This is a genomic window from Paraburkholderia sp. GAS42 (assembly GCF_050436565.1).
Classification (GTDB): Bacteria; Pseudomonadota; Gammaproteobacteria; order Burkholderiales; family Burkholderiaceae; genus Paraburkholderia.
In genome coordinates this window covers 95210-109515 of the sequence record NZ_JBNDML010000025.1, presented here as the reverse complement: position 1 = coordinate 109515, position 14306 = coordinate 95210, and the positions used below count along the sequence as shown (strand labels likewise).

13 protein-coding genes are annotated in these 14306 nt (G+C 62.9%); 8 read left to right on the top strand and 5 right to left on the bottom strand.

Features of this window, described 5'->3' with window-relative positions; translation table 11 throughout:
* Positions 1–146: 146 nt before the first annotated feature.
* Positions 147–284 carry a hypothetical protein gene (locus P3T16_RS29450; RefSeq protein ID WP_429254913.1) on the bottom strand — a complete coding sequence of 46 codons (138 nt, stop codon included), beginning with the start codon at positions 282–284 and terminating at the stop codon, positions 147–149.
* Positions 285–438: 154 nt separating this feature from the next.
* Positions 439–609, bottom strand: coding sequence for a hypothetical protein (locus tag P3T16_RS29445; RefSeq protein WP_429344933.1), 171 nt, complete (start codon positions 607–609; stop codon positions 439–441).
* Positions 610–967: 358 nt separating this feature from the next.
* Here P3T16_RS29445 and P3T16_RS29440 point away from each other — a divergent pair, with 358 nt between their 5' ends.
* The 3 genes from P3T16_RS29440 to P3T16_RS29430 are packed head-to-tail and all read left to right on the top strand — an operon-like array spanning position 968 to position 5626.
* Positions 968–2254: a dicarboxylate/amino acid:cation symporter gene (locus tag P3T16_RS29440; RefSeq protein ID WP_429254911.1), complete on the top strand. Its 1287-nt coding sequence runs from the start codon at positions 968–970 to the stop codon at positions 2252–2254.
* Between the two features lie 4 nt (positions 2255–2258).
* A complete protein-coding gene (locus tag P3T16_RS29435) occupies positions 2259–4259 on the top strand; it encodes a sensor histidine kinase (protein ID WP_429344932.1) in 2001 nt (666 codons plus the stop codon).
* 17 nt (positions 4260–4276) lie between these two features.
* Positions 4277–5626 (top strand): sigma-54-dependent transcriptional regulator, encoded by a 1350-nt coding sequence (locus P3T16_RS29430; protein WP_429344931.1) that lies wholly within the window; start codon positions 4277–4279, stop codon positions 5624–5626.
* Positions 5627–5769: 143 nt separating this feature from the next.
* On the opposite strand, the gene P3T16_RS29425 is transcribed toward P3T16_RS29430, so the two are convergent.
* The gene (locus P3T16_RS29425; protein ID WP_429254908.1) at positions 5770–6306 is read right to left on the bottom strand and encodes a TlpA disulfide reductase family protein; all 537 of its coding nucleotides are present in this window, start codon (positions 6304–6306) and stop codon (positions 5770–5772) included.
* A gap of 177 nt (positions 6307–6483) precedes the next feature.
* Between P3T16_RS29425 and P3T16_RS29420 the strand changes: the two genes are divergently transcribed.
* On the top strand, positions 6484–7101 hold the full coding sequence (locus tag P3T16_RS29420) for a hypothetical protein (RefSeq protein WP_429344930.1): 618 nt from the start codon (positions 6484–6486) through the stop codon (positions 7099–7101).
* Between the two features lie 332 nt (positions 7102–7433).
* On the opposite strand, the gene P3T16_RS29415 is transcribed toward P3T16_RS29420, so the two are convergent.
* Positions 7434–8969: a YifB family Mg chelatase-like AAA ATPase gene (locus tag P3T16_RS29415; RefSeq protein WP_429344929.1), complete on the bottom strand. Its 1536-nt coding sequence runs from the start codon at positions 8967–8969 to the stop codon at positions 7434–7436.
* A 128-nt stretch (positions 8970–9097) separates the two neighbouring features.
* Positions 9098–9352 carry an accessory factor UbiK family protein gene (locus P3T16_RS29410; RefSeq protein WP_064267170.1) on the bottom strand — a complete coding sequence of 85 codons (255 nt, stop codon included), beginning with the start codon at positions 9350–9352 and terminating at the stop codon, positions 9098–9100.
* A 406-nt stretch (positions 9353–9758) separates the two neighbouring features.
* Here P3T16_RS29410 and P3T16_RS29405 point away from each other — a divergent pair, with 406 nt between their 5' ends.
* The 4 genes from P3T16_RS29405 (at position 9759) to gshB (ending at position 14244) form a co-directional block, all read left to right on the top strand.
* Positions 9759–10097 carry a P-II family nitrogen regulator gene (locus P3T16_RS29405; protein WP_006048089.1) on the top strand — a complete coding sequence of 113 codons (339 nt, stop codon included), beginning with the start codon at positions 9759–9761 and terminating at the stop codon, positions 10095–10097.
* A gap of 29 nt (positions 10098–10126) precedes the next feature.
* A complete protein-coding gene (locus P3T16_RS29400) occupies positions 10127–11644 on the top strand; it encodes an ammonium transporter (protein WP_429254905.1) in 1518 nt (505 codons plus the stop codon).
* A 244-nt stretch (positions 11645–11888) separates the two neighbouring features.
* Positions 11889–13178: a glutamate--cysteine ligase gene (gshA, locus tag P3T16_RS29395; protein ID WP_429254904.1), complete on the top strand. Its 1290-nt coding sequence runs from the start codon at positions 11889–11891 to the stop codon at positions 13176–13178.
* A gap of 109 nt (positions 13179–13287) precedes the next feature.
* The gene (gene gshB / locus P3T16_RS29390; RefSeq protein WP_429344928.1) at positions 13288–14244 is read left to right on the top strand and encodes a glutathione synthase; all 957 of its coding nucleotides are present in this window, start codon (positions 13288–13290) and stop codon (positions 14242–14244) included.
* The last annotated feature ends 62 nt before the right edge of the window (positions 14245–14306 follow it).

The following is a 14306-nucleotide window of genomic DNA, read 5'->3' as shown; positions in this document are numbered from 1 at the left end:
CGCCGAAAAGTTAACACCCCGGCGCGCCGTTTACAACCTCTTCCTGCTCTGCAAATGAAAATGCCGTTCAGTGCTAACTGAACGGCATTACCGCAGATGCGGGGCTTTTTTATGGTGCGGGTTGAGGCGACAGAACCTCGGTGACGTTACTGGAAGTACTTCATTCCGATGATCGTCACAGCGATAGCCACGATGCCGCCCACGACGACGAAGCGCTCGACTCCGGTGACGAATTTCCGCCGTAGCGCGACGTTTTCGATGTATGCGTCGATTAGATTTGGCATGTCGAACCTCCCTGAAAAGCCAAAGATGCAGGACCTGATGTGTGTTACTCAGGTCAACCAGTAATGTACCAGGCTAAAGCTCACGGACGTGATGATCGTGGTCAAGACTGATGCGCGGACAAGGCCGCGATTGGGCGATTCATCGTCCGGGTCGTCAGTTGACCGGTGCAACGAATTGATCGTCCCGTTCAGCACGAGCACTGCTGAGATCACCCCCGTAGATCCTGTTGAATCTGAGCAGCGGAAGCAGCGTAACCGGTGCAAGCACGGGCACACCCACGTTCACAAACAGCCAGCCGAGGAAACTGAAAAAATCTGTCATCACTCTGGAGGTTTCCGGAGAGCCTTTGCCGCGTCGGTCGCGGCGAAGCAAAATAAATCAATCCCTCATGATCGCGCCTCGCGCCTGAGAGCAGCAACAGGCCGGACGGCCAGGCGTCTGCGAACCCCTGGGCGCTTTCACCCTCTGACTCGTCACTTTTATCTGGCTTTCGCCAGTCTTCCGTCCGGATTCTCCGACGCGCCGATTCCGGATTTCCGGAAACCCGGACTCGCATCAGCGTGCTGCTTAAAAAATCCCATATAAATCAAGGGTAAATAAGCAGTCTCAGACTGGCACTGACCTTGCAAAATAGAAGCTGCGGCCGCAACGGCCCGGCAAACTAGAGCAAGGAGACACTGTCGTGAAGAAACCCATCTACAAAGTGCTGTACGTCCAGGTGATCGTCGCGATTCTCATCGGTATCGTGCTCGGCCACTACTGGCCGACGCTCGCCGTCGATATGAAACCGCTCGGCGATGGCTTCATCAAACTGATCAAGATGGTGATTGGCCCCATCATCTTCTGTACCGTCGTGACCGGCATCGCGGGCATGGAGGACATGAAGAAGGTCGGCCGCGTCGGCGGCAAGGCGCTGCTCTACTTCGAGGTCGTGTCTTCATTCGCGCTCGTGCTGGGCCTCGTCGCGACGCACGTGTTGAAGCCGGGCGCCGGCTTCAACATCGATCCGAAGACGCTCGACGGCTCGTCGGTCGCATCGTATGCCGCCAAGGCACACGGCCAGACGACGGTCGATTTCCTGATGCACATCATCCCGGACACGATCTCGTCGGCGTTCGCGCAGGGTGAAATCCTGCAGATCCTGCTGGTCGCGCTGCTGTTCGGCGCCGTGCTGGCAACGGCGGGCGAAAAGGGCAAGGTCGTCACCAACCTGATCGACGGCTTCTCGCATGTGCTGTTTGGCATCGTACGCATCATCACGAAGCTGGCGCCGATCGGCGCATTCGGCGCGATGGCGTTCACGATCGGCAAATACGGCATCGGTTCGCTGATTCCGATGCTGAAGCTGATCGGCACGTTCTATCTGACGTCGGTCGTGTTCGTGATCGTCGTGCTCGGCCTCATCGCGCGCCTGGTGGGCTTCAACATCTTCCGCTTCGTCGCGTACATCAAGGAAGAACTGCTGATCGTGCTGGGCACGAGCTCGTCGGAAGCGGCGCTCCCGCAACTGATGCTGAAGCTTGAAAAGCTCGGCTGCTCGCGTTCGGTGGTCGGCCTCGTCGTGCCGACCGGCTATTCGTTCAATCTGGATGGCACCAACATCTATATGACGATGGCCGTGCTGTTCATCGCGCAGGCGACGAACACCGACCTGAGCTGGGGGCAGCAACTCACGCTGCTCGCCGTCACGATGCTGACGTCGAAGGGCGCGAGCGGTGTGACGGGCGCGGGCTTCATCACGCTGGCCGCAACGCTGGCTGTGGTGCCTACGATTCCGCTGTCGGGCATGGTGCTGATCCTCGGCATCGACCGCTTCATGAGCGAGTGCCGCGCGCTGACGAACATTGTCGGCAATGGTGTGGCGACGGTCGTCGTGGCTGCCTGGGAAAGGGAGCTGGACCGCGCGAGGCTGAATTCGGTGATCCGCGGCGAGACGCCCGTCACCGAGCGCGAAGCGGCCGGAGCCTGATGTCATGAAGACGGCGGCGCGCGCTGCGCTGCCGTCCGCCCGGCAGGCGAGCGAAGCGTCACGGTATGCCACAATAGTCGATCCCAATTCTCCGCACACCGGACTGGACATCGCTACCGTGACGCGCCGCCTGCTGATCCTCGTTGCGCTCGCCGCCGGGCTGATCGCGGCGTGCGGACTGACGTGGACGATCACCTGGCAGCACGGCATCGACACCCTGCGGCGCAGCGCTGCGGTACGCGTCGATCGCACGACGGGCACGCTGAAAAGTACGCTCGATCGTTACGAATCGCTGCCGTATCTGCTGGCGGGCCATCCGTTCGTGCAGGAAGTGCTCGACACGCCGGCCCCAGTCCCGGCCCTCGTCGAGCGCGCGAACCGTTATCTCGAAGACCTCAATCAACGTGCGCGGGCAACCGCGACGTACATCGTCCGCGCGGACGGTATCTGCATCGCGGCGAGCAACTGGCGCGGCGGCGCGGACAGCTTTGTCGGCGCCGAATATCTGTTCCGGCCGTATTTCGTCGATGCAATGAAGGGCGGCGTCGGGCGCTTTTTCGGTATCGGCACGACGTCGCACGATCCGGGCTACTACATCTCCCAACCGGTGCTGCGCGACGGACGCATCGTCGGCGTGGCGGTCGTCAAGCTGAGTCTCGAATGGCTGCAGGGCGCGGACGCCTCCGAGCCGCTAGTTGTCACCGACGATCATGGCGTGATCTTTCTGTCGTCTGTTCCTGCCTGGAAATACCACACGGTGCGACCGCTGTCGGGCGCGGTCGCGGATACGATCTGGCAGACGCGCCAGTATGCACAGCAGCCGATCGCACCGCTGCCCGTCACGATCGAGCGCACGCTGGAAGGCGGCGCGCAGATTGTGCGTGTCGGCGGCGGGCGCGGTGCGCAGCGCTTTCTTGCAACGCGCCGTGCAATCGGTGAGCCGGACTGGCATCTGATCACGATGGCGCCCATCGATCCTGTCAACGCCGACGCGCGCAACGCCTCGATCGTGACCGGCCTCTGTTACGTGTCGCTGTGCCTGTTCGGCTTCTACTGGCGCATGCGCCGCGCCCGCGTGCGCGAAGTGATGCGCAGCCGCGCGCTGCTGCAAAAGGCGTACGCGGAGCTGAACCAGCGTGTTGCGGAGCGCACGGCGGACCTGTCGCAGGCCAACGAGCAGCTTCAGAAAGAAGTCGCTGAACGGACGCGCGCCGAGCAGGAACTGCGCGCGGCGCACGAAGAACTGATCCAGACGAGCAAGCTTGCCGCGCTTGGCCAGATGGCTGCGGGCATCACGCACGAACTCAACCAGCCGCTCGCTGCGCTGCGCAGCTTTTCGGACAACACACGCGTGCTGCTCGAGCGCGGCGATCAGGTGTCGGCGCGCGAAAATCTCGAAGCGATCGCGTCCCTGACCGAGCGCATGGGCAAGATCACCAACCAGCTGAAGCTGTTCGTTGGCCGGGCGCGACCGCGCAGCGCGCGCGCGCCGATCGCGCGCGCATTACGTAACGTGCTCACGTTGCTGCAGAAACGCCTGCAGGACGTGACTGTGCAACTGTCGCTGACCGACACTGATTCGGGCCGGACTGGACGCTTCGATGTCGCGGGCGAGTATCCGGCGCTGGTTGCGAACTGCGATGATCTGCGGCTCGAACAGGTGCTGATCAATCTGCTGGCGAACGCGCTCGATGTCGTCGCCGGCTTGCCGTCGCCGCAAATCGCGATCGACATTGAGGTTTCCGAAGCGGTGCTTCTGATCACCGTGCATGACAATGGCCCTGGCATCCCCGACGATGTGTTGCCGCATCTCTTCGAACCGTTTTTCACGACGAAGGAAATGGGCCAGGGGCTCGGTCTGGGTCTGGCGATTTCATCGTCGATCGCGCGCGACTGCGGGGGCTCGCTCGTCGCGCGTAACGCGCCGGAAGGCGGCGCGATGTTCGTGCTGACGCTGCGTCGCGCGCAGGTGCACGCGAAGTCGGCCGTCGCGTCAGGTTCCTGAATTCAGGTGGCAATGCTATGAGCAACAGTGGTTTGCAGGTGGTCTACATCGAAGACGACGAGCTCGTGCGACGGGCGAGCGTGCAGAGTCTGCAACTGGCCGGCTTTGACGTCGCCGGGCACGCTTCGGTCGAATCCGCGGCGCGCGCGATCCGTGCGGATTTCCCGGGCGTGATCGTCAGCGACATTCGCCTGCCGGGCGCAAGTGGACTCGATCTGCTGGCGCAATGCCAGGAGCGCGCACCCGACGTGCCGGTGATTCTTGTCACCGGCCACGGCGACATCTCAATGGCGGTGCAGGCGATGCGCGACGGCGCGTATGACTTCATCGAAAAGCCGTTCGCCTCGGAGCGTCTGATCGAAACCGTGCGGCGGGCGCTCGAGCGGCGCAAGCTGGTTCTGGAGAATCTGGCGCTGCGGCGCGAACTCGCCGGCCAGGACACCGTGGCGCCGGGCATTATCGGACGCAGTCCCGCGATCGAGCAGATCCGGCGCCTGATCGCGAACGTCGCGCCGACGGATGCATCGGTGTTGATCAACGGCGACACGGGGGCCGGCAAGGAACTCATCGCGCGCAGTCTGCACGATCTGTCGCCGCGGCGTGACAAGCCGTTTATCGCAGTCAATTGCGGCGCGTTGCCTGAGCCGATGTTCGAATCGGAGATGTTCGGCTACGAGCCCGGCGCATTCACCGGCGCGGCAAAACGCAGGATCGGCAAGCTTGAACATGCGTCGGGCGGCACGCTCTTTCTCGACGAAGTCGAAAGCATGCCGCTCGCACTACAGGTGAAGCTCCTGCGCGTGCTGCAGGACGGCGTGCTGGAACGGCTCGGCTCGAACCAGCCGGTGCGCGTGGATTGTCGCGTGGTGGCGGCGGCGAAGGGCGAGATGACCGAGCACGTAGCGGCGGGTACCTTCCGGCGCGACCTGCTGTACCGGCTGAACGTGGTGACGATCGCGCTGCCGCCGCTGTCCGAGCGTCGTGAAGATATCCTGCCGCTCTTCGAACATTTCCTGCTCGGCGCTGCGGTGCGCTATCAGCGGCCCGCACCCATTCTCACCGACCGTCAGCGCACGAGCCTGATGCAGCGCGAGTGGCCGGGTAATGTGCGCGAACTGCGCAATGCCGCCGACCGCTTCGTGCTCGGCGTCGCCGACGATACAGTTGCGTCGTCATCGGGCGATGCCGCGACGCAGTCGCTCAAGGAGCGCGTCGAGCAGTTCGAGCGGGCCGTGATCGCGGAGGCGCTGGAGCAGGCGGGCGGCGCGGTGTCGGTGGCTGCCGACCGGCTGCAATTGGGAAAGGCGACGCTCTACGAGAAGATCAAACGATACGGCCTGACCGCGCGTGGCGAAAACGAACGGTGAAGGGCGCGGTGAGACGCGCTGTCAAACCAGCGGCGGAGTAGGGGTGAAGCGAAGGGATTGAAGCGATTGAAGCGCGGCGACGTGGGGCTTCTTTGTCGCCGCGTGTGCAGAGGGACTCAAACACAAGGCGGCCGATCGCCAGATCAGGTCGCCAGCGCCTTGTCGAGCAACTGGTCGAGCTCACCGAACTCCGGCTCGCCGACATAGCGCTTCAGGATCTTGCCGTTACGATCGACGAGGAACGTGGTGGGCGTCAGCTGGACATTGCCGAACTGCTTCGCGGCCGAGCCGTCGTCCATCGCCACCTTGAACGGCAACTGGCGCGTTTGCGTGTAGTTGGTCACGTACATTGGCGCGTCGTAATTCATTGCCACCGCGACGAACTCGAGGCCTTTGCCCTTGTAGCGGTTATACGTGTTGATCATCTGCGGCATTTCTTTCATGCAGGTGTCGCAGCTCGTCGCCCAGAAGTTGACCAGATAGACTTTGCCTTTCAGATCGGCGGTCGACACTTTCTGGCCGGACAGCAGCGTGAACGTGGCATCCGGCACATGTTGCTGGCTGCCGAACGCAAAGTAGCCGGCGATCGCAATCGCACCAGCAACAACCGCGATCGCGATATAGCGGATCGGGCTCGCGCGACGGGAAACGGGGGCGGGGCTCACGGGGGTGGGGCTCATAAATGGACCTCGGGGAGCGCTCAAAGGGCGCAAGGGGCGCAAAAAACGCAAACAGGCGCGAACTTCAGGTGATCAACAGCCTCTGTATTGTAGCGTCAATCCTGACCGGCGGCAGGACGCTGCCCGACAGCGGATAATGACGCTTTCCTTTCAGCCGCTCGACCATCTTCCGTACTCATGCACCGACCAGTATTCAGCCTGCCGCAGCTTTCCTGCCGTTCCGCCTCCTCTCTCCTTGCGCGCGCCGCGTCGTTCCTGCCGGACACGCTGCGCGTCTGCGCCCGCGCGCTCGTTGCAGGCGCAGTCCTGGCGGCGTGCTCGCCGACGTACGATTGGCGCACGATCATGAACAACGACAACGGCTACACCGTCGACCTGCCGGCGAAGCCCACCGCTGACGAGCGCCCGATCGATATTGGCGGCACGCCGATGAAAATGAGCATGCAGACGGCTGAGGCCGACGACGCGGTGTTTGCGGTCGGCACGGTCATGCTGCCGAGCGACGACCCGCAGGTACAGCGCGCGGCGCTCGAATTCCTGCGCACCGGACTCGCCCGTAATCTCGGCGCAACGCCGGATTCTCACGCGACGCAGATTCCGCTCGCGGCCGGCGGCCAGGTGCTCGGCATCGAAATGGCCTTTAGCGGCAAAGCCGGTCCGAAACAGGAAATGCGGACGATGCACGCTCGCCTCGTTGCGCGGGGGCGGCATGTGTATCAGGCCGCTGTCATCGCCGATCGCGAATTGCCGGCAGAGCAGCTCGACCAGTTTTTTCAATCCTTCAAACTTTATTGAACCGGAAGGAATTGCCTCTCACGGACCTCGTTGAGCGCAGATTGCAGTGAAAGTTCCTTCGCAGAAGATGACGCTAATCGCTGGATTTCATGGAGCTTTTTTTGTTACCCACAGGACCTGTGGATAACATTGTTGAAAACTCTGTGCGGTGTCGCGCACAGGCCCGCCCTGTGGGCCTGCTGTTAGTTTGCCCGCGATCTTGGCAAATGAAAAAATCCAGTTAAATCAAGGCGTTTCCAGTTGTCGCTCTCATGCACCTTTCAGATGTATCAAAAGGTGTCTGAGATGGGAGTGTGTGCATAAGTCAAGTCTTGACAGCCGTTTTTTTTACTTCATACGAGTGAGAAGACGCGCCGGTACTGGATGGCTTCAGCGATCTGGCCCGCATCCGGAGTCTCCGTGCCCGCAAGGTCGGCGATCGTACGGGCGACCTTCAGAACGCGGTAATAAGCGCGCGCCGACCAGCCAAACCGCTCGCCGGCCTCGCGCAGCAGGGCTTCGCCCGCAGCGCCGGGGCGACAGACCTGATCGGCTTCACGACCGCTCAGTTCGCGATTGGTCTTGCCCTGCCGACGCAGTTGCCGGTCGCGCGCCGCGCTCACCCGTTCAGCGATCGCCGCGCTCGGCTCGCCGGGCTCCGCGGCACGGCCGGACAACTCGGCGGGTGTCAGCGCGGGTATCTCGATCTGAATATCGATCCGGTCGAGCAGCGGCCCTGACAGTTTGCGCAAATAGCGCGCGGCGATCTCAGGCGTGCAGCGGCAACGGCCGTTTGGATCGCCCCGCCAGCCGCACGGACAGGGGTTCATCGCGGCGACCAGCTGGCAGGCTGCCGGGAAATCCGCCTGCAGTGCGGCGCGTGAAATGGTGATGCGCCCGGCCTCGAGCGGTTCGCGCAGCGTTTCCAGAACGTGTCGATCGAACTCGGGGATTTCATCGAGGAACAGCACGCCGAGATGCGACAGCGTGATTTCGCCGGGCTGCGGCGGATTACGTCCGCCGACAAGTGCGGCCGCGCTCGACGAATGATGCGGCGCGCGATATGGACGCTGGCGCCAGTGCGATGGCGAAAATCCGGAAGCGCTTGCCGACAGCAACGCGGCGGAGGTCAGCGCTTCGTCATCGGTCATGGGGGGCAACAGACCGGGCAGACGCGCGGCCAGCATCGATTTACCCGCACCCGGCGGTCCGACCATCAACACATGATGCCCGCCCGCGGCCGCGACTTCGAGTGCCCTGCGGGCGCCGCGCTGGCCGATCACCTCGGCCATATCCGGCCGCGCGACGGCCTCGTCGAGCTTCACCTCGGGTGGACCTACCGGCGACAACCGGTGATCCGGCTCGCAGGCAAGATGTGCGCAGAGCGACGGCAGATCGTCCGCGCCGAAGACATCGACGCCCGGCACGAGCGCCGCTTCCTTCGCGCTGCCCGCCGGCAGATAGAGCTCGGGCGTGCGTCCGGAGTGCACGCCGGCGCGCGCCGTGCCGCACGCCATGGCGAACGCGCCGCGCATCGGCCGTAACGCGCCGGTCAGCGAAAGTTCGCCCGCAAATTCTCGCTGGTTAAGGGATTCGGCAGGAATCTGTCCGCTCGCCGCGAGAATGCCGAGCGCAATCGGAAGGTCGAAGCGGCCGGACTCCTTGGGGAGGTCGGCTGGAGCGAGATTGACGGTGATACGCCTGACCGGAAAGTCGAAGCTGCAGTTCTGCAGCGCGGCGCGCACGCGTTCGCGACTTTCGCGGACTTCGAGATCCGGCAGGCCGACGATCGAGAAAGAGGGCAATCCGTTGGCGAGGTGAACCTCGACCGTTACTTCGGGCGCGCGGCCAGAGGCCGGCGCGCGACTGCGCACCACGGCAAGCGACATGTTTTCTCCCCGTCAGGCGGCGCGCCTTGCGCGCACACGCCTTCTGAAACGCTAAAACGTTAATGCTGGTGAGACGACGCGGCTCGCCTGCCGGTGATGCTCAATCCAGTTCAGTTCAATTCATATGTTCAAGGTGTTTGGGTGACCGGCAGTTTCTGTTCGAGCTCGGCGACGCGGCGCTCCAGTTCTTCCAGACGTGCGCGTGTGCGCACCAGCACCTGGGTTTGCGTATCGAATTCCTCGCGCGTGACGAGATCCAGCTTCGAAAAGCCTTGCGACAGCATCGCCTTCACGTTGCGCTCGACATCTTTTGCCGGCGAGTTCTTCAGCAGGTCGCTCATTCGCGCCTGAAAATCATTGAAGACGTCGTTCGGTTGTTTCATATGTGTTCCCCTTGGATGCACAAAAAATGTGCATGAGTCGTTACGTCTGTGCTCCGCGATGACTGATGATCGAATGTGGTGCACGCGCAGTCCCGCCTCCTGACCCGATGAGCACCTTTGGTGCGATCCGGTCCGTAGAGCCTGCGGACACTCTAGCAACGATCCACGCGACGCGCCACCGTGGTCCCCCAACGTTAGCTGTCTGGCCAGGGCCCGGGCGCGCAAACGTTCTGCGTGCTGCCGCGCTACCCCTCGTATCGCGACATGGCATGCGAGTTGCTCTTACTGCCCCGCGCGCTCTGCCGGGCAGATTTTGCCGGTGGCGCATCGACGCGGTTTCGGGAGTACCCGCTAGTCGACGCAGAGGCACACGCACACAAGGTTTAGCAACCACAGCGAGGATTTCATGAAACTCATTACCGCAATCATCAAGCCGTTCAAGCTCGATGAGGCGCGCGAAGCCTTGTCGGCCATCGGCGTCTCAGGCATCACGGTGACAGAAGTGAAAGGCTTTGGGCGTCAGAAAGGTCATACCGAGCTGTACCGCGGCGCTGAGTATGTCGTCGATTTCCTGCCGAAGGTGAAGATCGAGGCAGCCGTCTCGGACGACATCGTGGACCAGGCGATCGAGGCCCTCGAACGTGCCGCGCGCACCGGCAAGATTGGTGACGGCAAGATTTTTGTCACGCCGATCGAACAAGTGATCCGGATTCGCACCGGGGAGACCGGCGCGGACGCCCTGTAACAGAAAAACAGCGACAAGAGGAAATAGAGATGCGCAATTTATTGATGTCCTTGTTGATGGCCGGCTCGCTGATGGCGGGTGGCATCGGCGCCGCCCTTGCGGACGACGCGTCCGCGCCTGCGGCAGCTTCGGCCGCCGCTGCAAGCGCTCCGGCACCGGAAGCTTCGGCTGCACCGGCTGCAGACGCCTCGGCCGCACCGGCTGCAGCAGCAGCCTCCGCACCGGCTGCAGCAACAGCCTCCGCACCGGCCGCCGACGCATCGGCACCGGCAGCCGCTTCTGAGGCTGCACCGGCAGCCCCGACCGCGCCGTTCTCGGTCGACTCGTCGAAGATCAACTCGGGCGACACCGCCTGGATGCTGACTTCCACCGCGCTCGTGCTGTTCATGACGATCCCGGGTCTGGCGCTGTTCTACGGCGGCATGGTCCGCAAGAAGAACGTGCTCGCGACGCTGATGCAAAGCTTCGCGATCACCTGCGTCGTGACGATCATCTGGACGGTCGTCGGCTACAGCCTCGCGTTCACACCGGGCGGCTCGTTCCTCGGTGGCTTCTCGCGGGTGTTCCTCGCGGGCATGAACTACATCAAGGGTGACAAGGCCACGACACTGACCGTCAGCCACCTCGCACCGACGATCCCGGAAACGGTTTACTTCGTCTACCAGATGACGTTCGCGATCATTACGCCGGCCCTGATCACGGGTGCATTCGCCGACCGTATGAAGTTCTCGTCGATGCTCGTGTTCATGACGCTGTGGTCGATCATCGTCTACTCGCCGATCGCTCACATGGTCTGGGAACCGAGCGGCTGGCTGGCTAGCGCGGGCATCCTCGACTTCGCAGGCGGCACGGTGGTTCACATCAACGCCGGTGTCGCGGGTCTGGTGTGCTGTCTCGTGCTCGGCAAGCGTGTCGGCTACGGCAAGGAAGCGATGGCGCCGCACAACCTGACGCTCACGTTGATGGGTGCTGCAATGCTGTGGGTGGGCTGGTTCGGTTTCAACGCGGGTTCCGCTGTGGCCGCTGACGGCCGTGCCGGTTTCGCCATGCTGACGACCCAGATTGCGACCGCGATGGCGGCGCTCGGCTGGATGTTCGCCGAATGGATTGCGAAGGGTAAGCCGTCGGCGCTGGGCATCGCGTCGGGTGCAGTGGCCGGTCTGGTGGCGATTACGCCGGCATCGGGCTTCGTCGGTGTGGGCGGTGCGCTCGTGATCGGCCTGGTTGCCGGTGTGATCTGCTTCTGGTCGGCGACGTGGCTCAAGGGCAAGATGGGCTACGACGATTCGCTCGACTGCTTCGGCGTGCACTGCGTCGGCGGTATCGTAGGCGCGCTGCTGACCGGTGTGTTCGCAGTCAAGGACATCGGCGGCGCGGATGGCAGCATCATCCTGCAGGCCAAGGGCGTTCTGACGACCCTGGTCTACAGCGGCGTGGTGAGCTACATCCTGCTGAAGATCATCGATATGGTGATGGGTCTGCGCGTGACGGAAGAAGAAGAACGCGAAGGCCTCGACGTGGTGCTGCACGGCGAGCACGTGGAATAACGCGAGCGGTATTCCGCAACACCTGGTTTTGTAAGGTAAGAGCGACAGCGACTTTGGCCCGCCTCACGGCGGGCCTTTTTCTTTGTGCGGCCTTCCCTGCTCTATCCTGAAAACAGCACGGATTGCCGGCTATCGGGCCGATAGCAGGAATGCATCTGCAGTGAAACTTGCGATTGGAGAAACCACCCCCAAATGGGCTGGGCATTTGCTCTACAATCTTTTTTCTCCAGTCTGCGAGTGATCAATGGTTCCGCACCTAGTTACGGCGTTAAACGGCCCGCTGCTCGACCTCGAGCGGAAGATCCTCGACGCGACGCCCTCCATCGAACGCTGGTTCCGGCTTGAATGGCAGGAACACACGCCGCCGTTCTATTGCTCGGTCGATCTGCGTAACGCAGGTTTCAAGCTCGCGCCGGTCGATACCAATCTGTTTCCCGGCGCGTTCAACAACCTGCCGCAGGAAACGCTGCCGCTCGCCGTGCAGGCCGCGATGGCATCGATCGAAAAGATCTGCCCGGACGCGAAAAACCTGCTCGTGATTCCCGAGCGTCATACGCGTAATGCGTTTTATCTGGAGAATGTGGCGCGTCTGGCGACGATCATGCGTCAGGCCGGGCTGAACGTCCGCTTCGGTACGCTCGACGAGAACGTCGCCGGGCCCGTGACAATCGCCTTGTCCGACGGGCAGAAGCTCGTTCTCGAGCCGCTCGAGCGCTCGCAACGTCGCCTTGGCCTGAAGAATTTCGATCCGTGTTCGATTCTGCTGAACAACGATCTGTCGGGTGGCATTCCGCCTGTGCTGGAAAACCTCCACGAGCAATACCTGCTGCCGCCGCTGCACGCCGCGTGGGCCGTACGTCGCAAATCGACGCATTTCTCGTGTTATGACGACGTTGCGAAGAAATTCGCGAAGCTGGTCGAGATCGATCCGTGGATGATCAACCCATACTTTGCGCACGTCGAAGGGGTCGATTTCCAGGAGCGCACGGGCGAGGAAGCACTGGCCGACGCGATCGACGGCGTGCTCAAGAAGATCGCAAAGAAGTACCGCGAATACGGAATCACCGAGCGGCCGTATGTCGTCATTAAGTCGGATGCCGGCACGTACGGCATGGGTGTGATGACGGTGCACGACGCTTCGGAAGTCGCCGCACTCACCAGGCGCGAACGCACGAAGATGGCCGTCACGAAGGATGGCCTCGAAGTGCATGACGTCATCGTTCAGGAAGGCGTGTATACGTTCGAGCGCATCGGTGACGAAGTCGCGGAACCTGTCGTGTACATGATCGACCGGTACGTGGTCGGCGGTTTCTACCGCGTCCACGGCAGCCGTGAACGTGACCAGAACCTGAACGCACCGGGTATGCACTTCGTGCCGCTCGGTTTCGAACACACGGCGCTGCCCGATGCGCACGCGAAACCGGGCGCGGCGCCGCCGAACCGCTTTTATATGTACGGCGTGGTCGCGCGGCTCGGGCTGCTGGCGGCATCGGTCGAACTGGAAAAGACGGATCCGGAAGCAATCCAGGTCTAGGCTTCATACACAGGCGCGCGGGCAGGCGAAAGCCGTCCGCGCGCCGTTTCAACGATCAACTTGATCGACCTGATCAACGCAAGGCCCGCACGGGCGCACCAGGACCTTCATGGACATTCTCTTTATCGCCGATCCGCTCGACCGCTTCAAGATCTACAAGGATTCGACCTACGCGATGATGGCCGAAGCCGCGCGGCGCGGGCACACGCTGTACGCGTGCGAGCCACAGCATCTGGCGTGGACGGGTGGCGATGTCGAGGCGAATGCGCGGCGCTTTGCGATTACCGGCGAAGGGACGGACCTGAAGCGTAAAACGTGGTACGCCGCCGACCCGGCCGCTACCCGTTCGCTGAAGCGCTTCGGCGCGGTGATCATGCGCAAGGATCCGCCGTTCGACATGGAATACGTGACGTCGACGTGGCTCCTGGAACTGGCCGAACGCGGCGGCGCGCGCATCTTCAACAAGCCGCAGGCGATTCGTGACCATTCGGAAAAGCTCGCGATCGGCGAGTTCCCGCAATTCGTCGCGCCGACGCTCGTCACGCGTGATCCGGCGCGTCTGCGCGCGTTTCACGAAGCGCACGGCGACGTCATCCTGAAGCCGCTCGACGGCATGGGCGGCATGGGCGTGTTCCGCGTGAAGGCGGATGGCATGAACCTCGGCTCGATCGTCGAAATGCTGAGCCACGACGGCGCGCGCTCGGTGATGGCGCAGAAGTTCATCCCTGAAATCAAGACCGGCGACAAGCGCATTCTGCTGATCGGCGGTCAGCCGGTGCCGTATTCGCTCGCGCGGATTCCACAGGGCAATGAAGTGCGCGGCAATCTGGCGGCGGGCGGACTGGGCGTCGCGCAGCCGCTGACGGCGCGCGACCGCGAAATCGCCGACACGCTTGGGCCGGTGCTCGCTGCGCGCGGGTTGCTGCTGGTCGGGCTCGATGCGATCGGCGACTGGCTCACTGAAGTGAACGTCACGAGCCCGACGTGCTTCCGGGAGATCATGGAACAGACAGGCTTCGATGTCGCAGGCATGTTCATCGATGCGCTGGAGCGCGCCGCCGGCTGAACGGCGCGCGGGACGGGTCAGCGAAGTCCGCGCGTGAGGCCAGCACCAGGGCCTGTGCGACG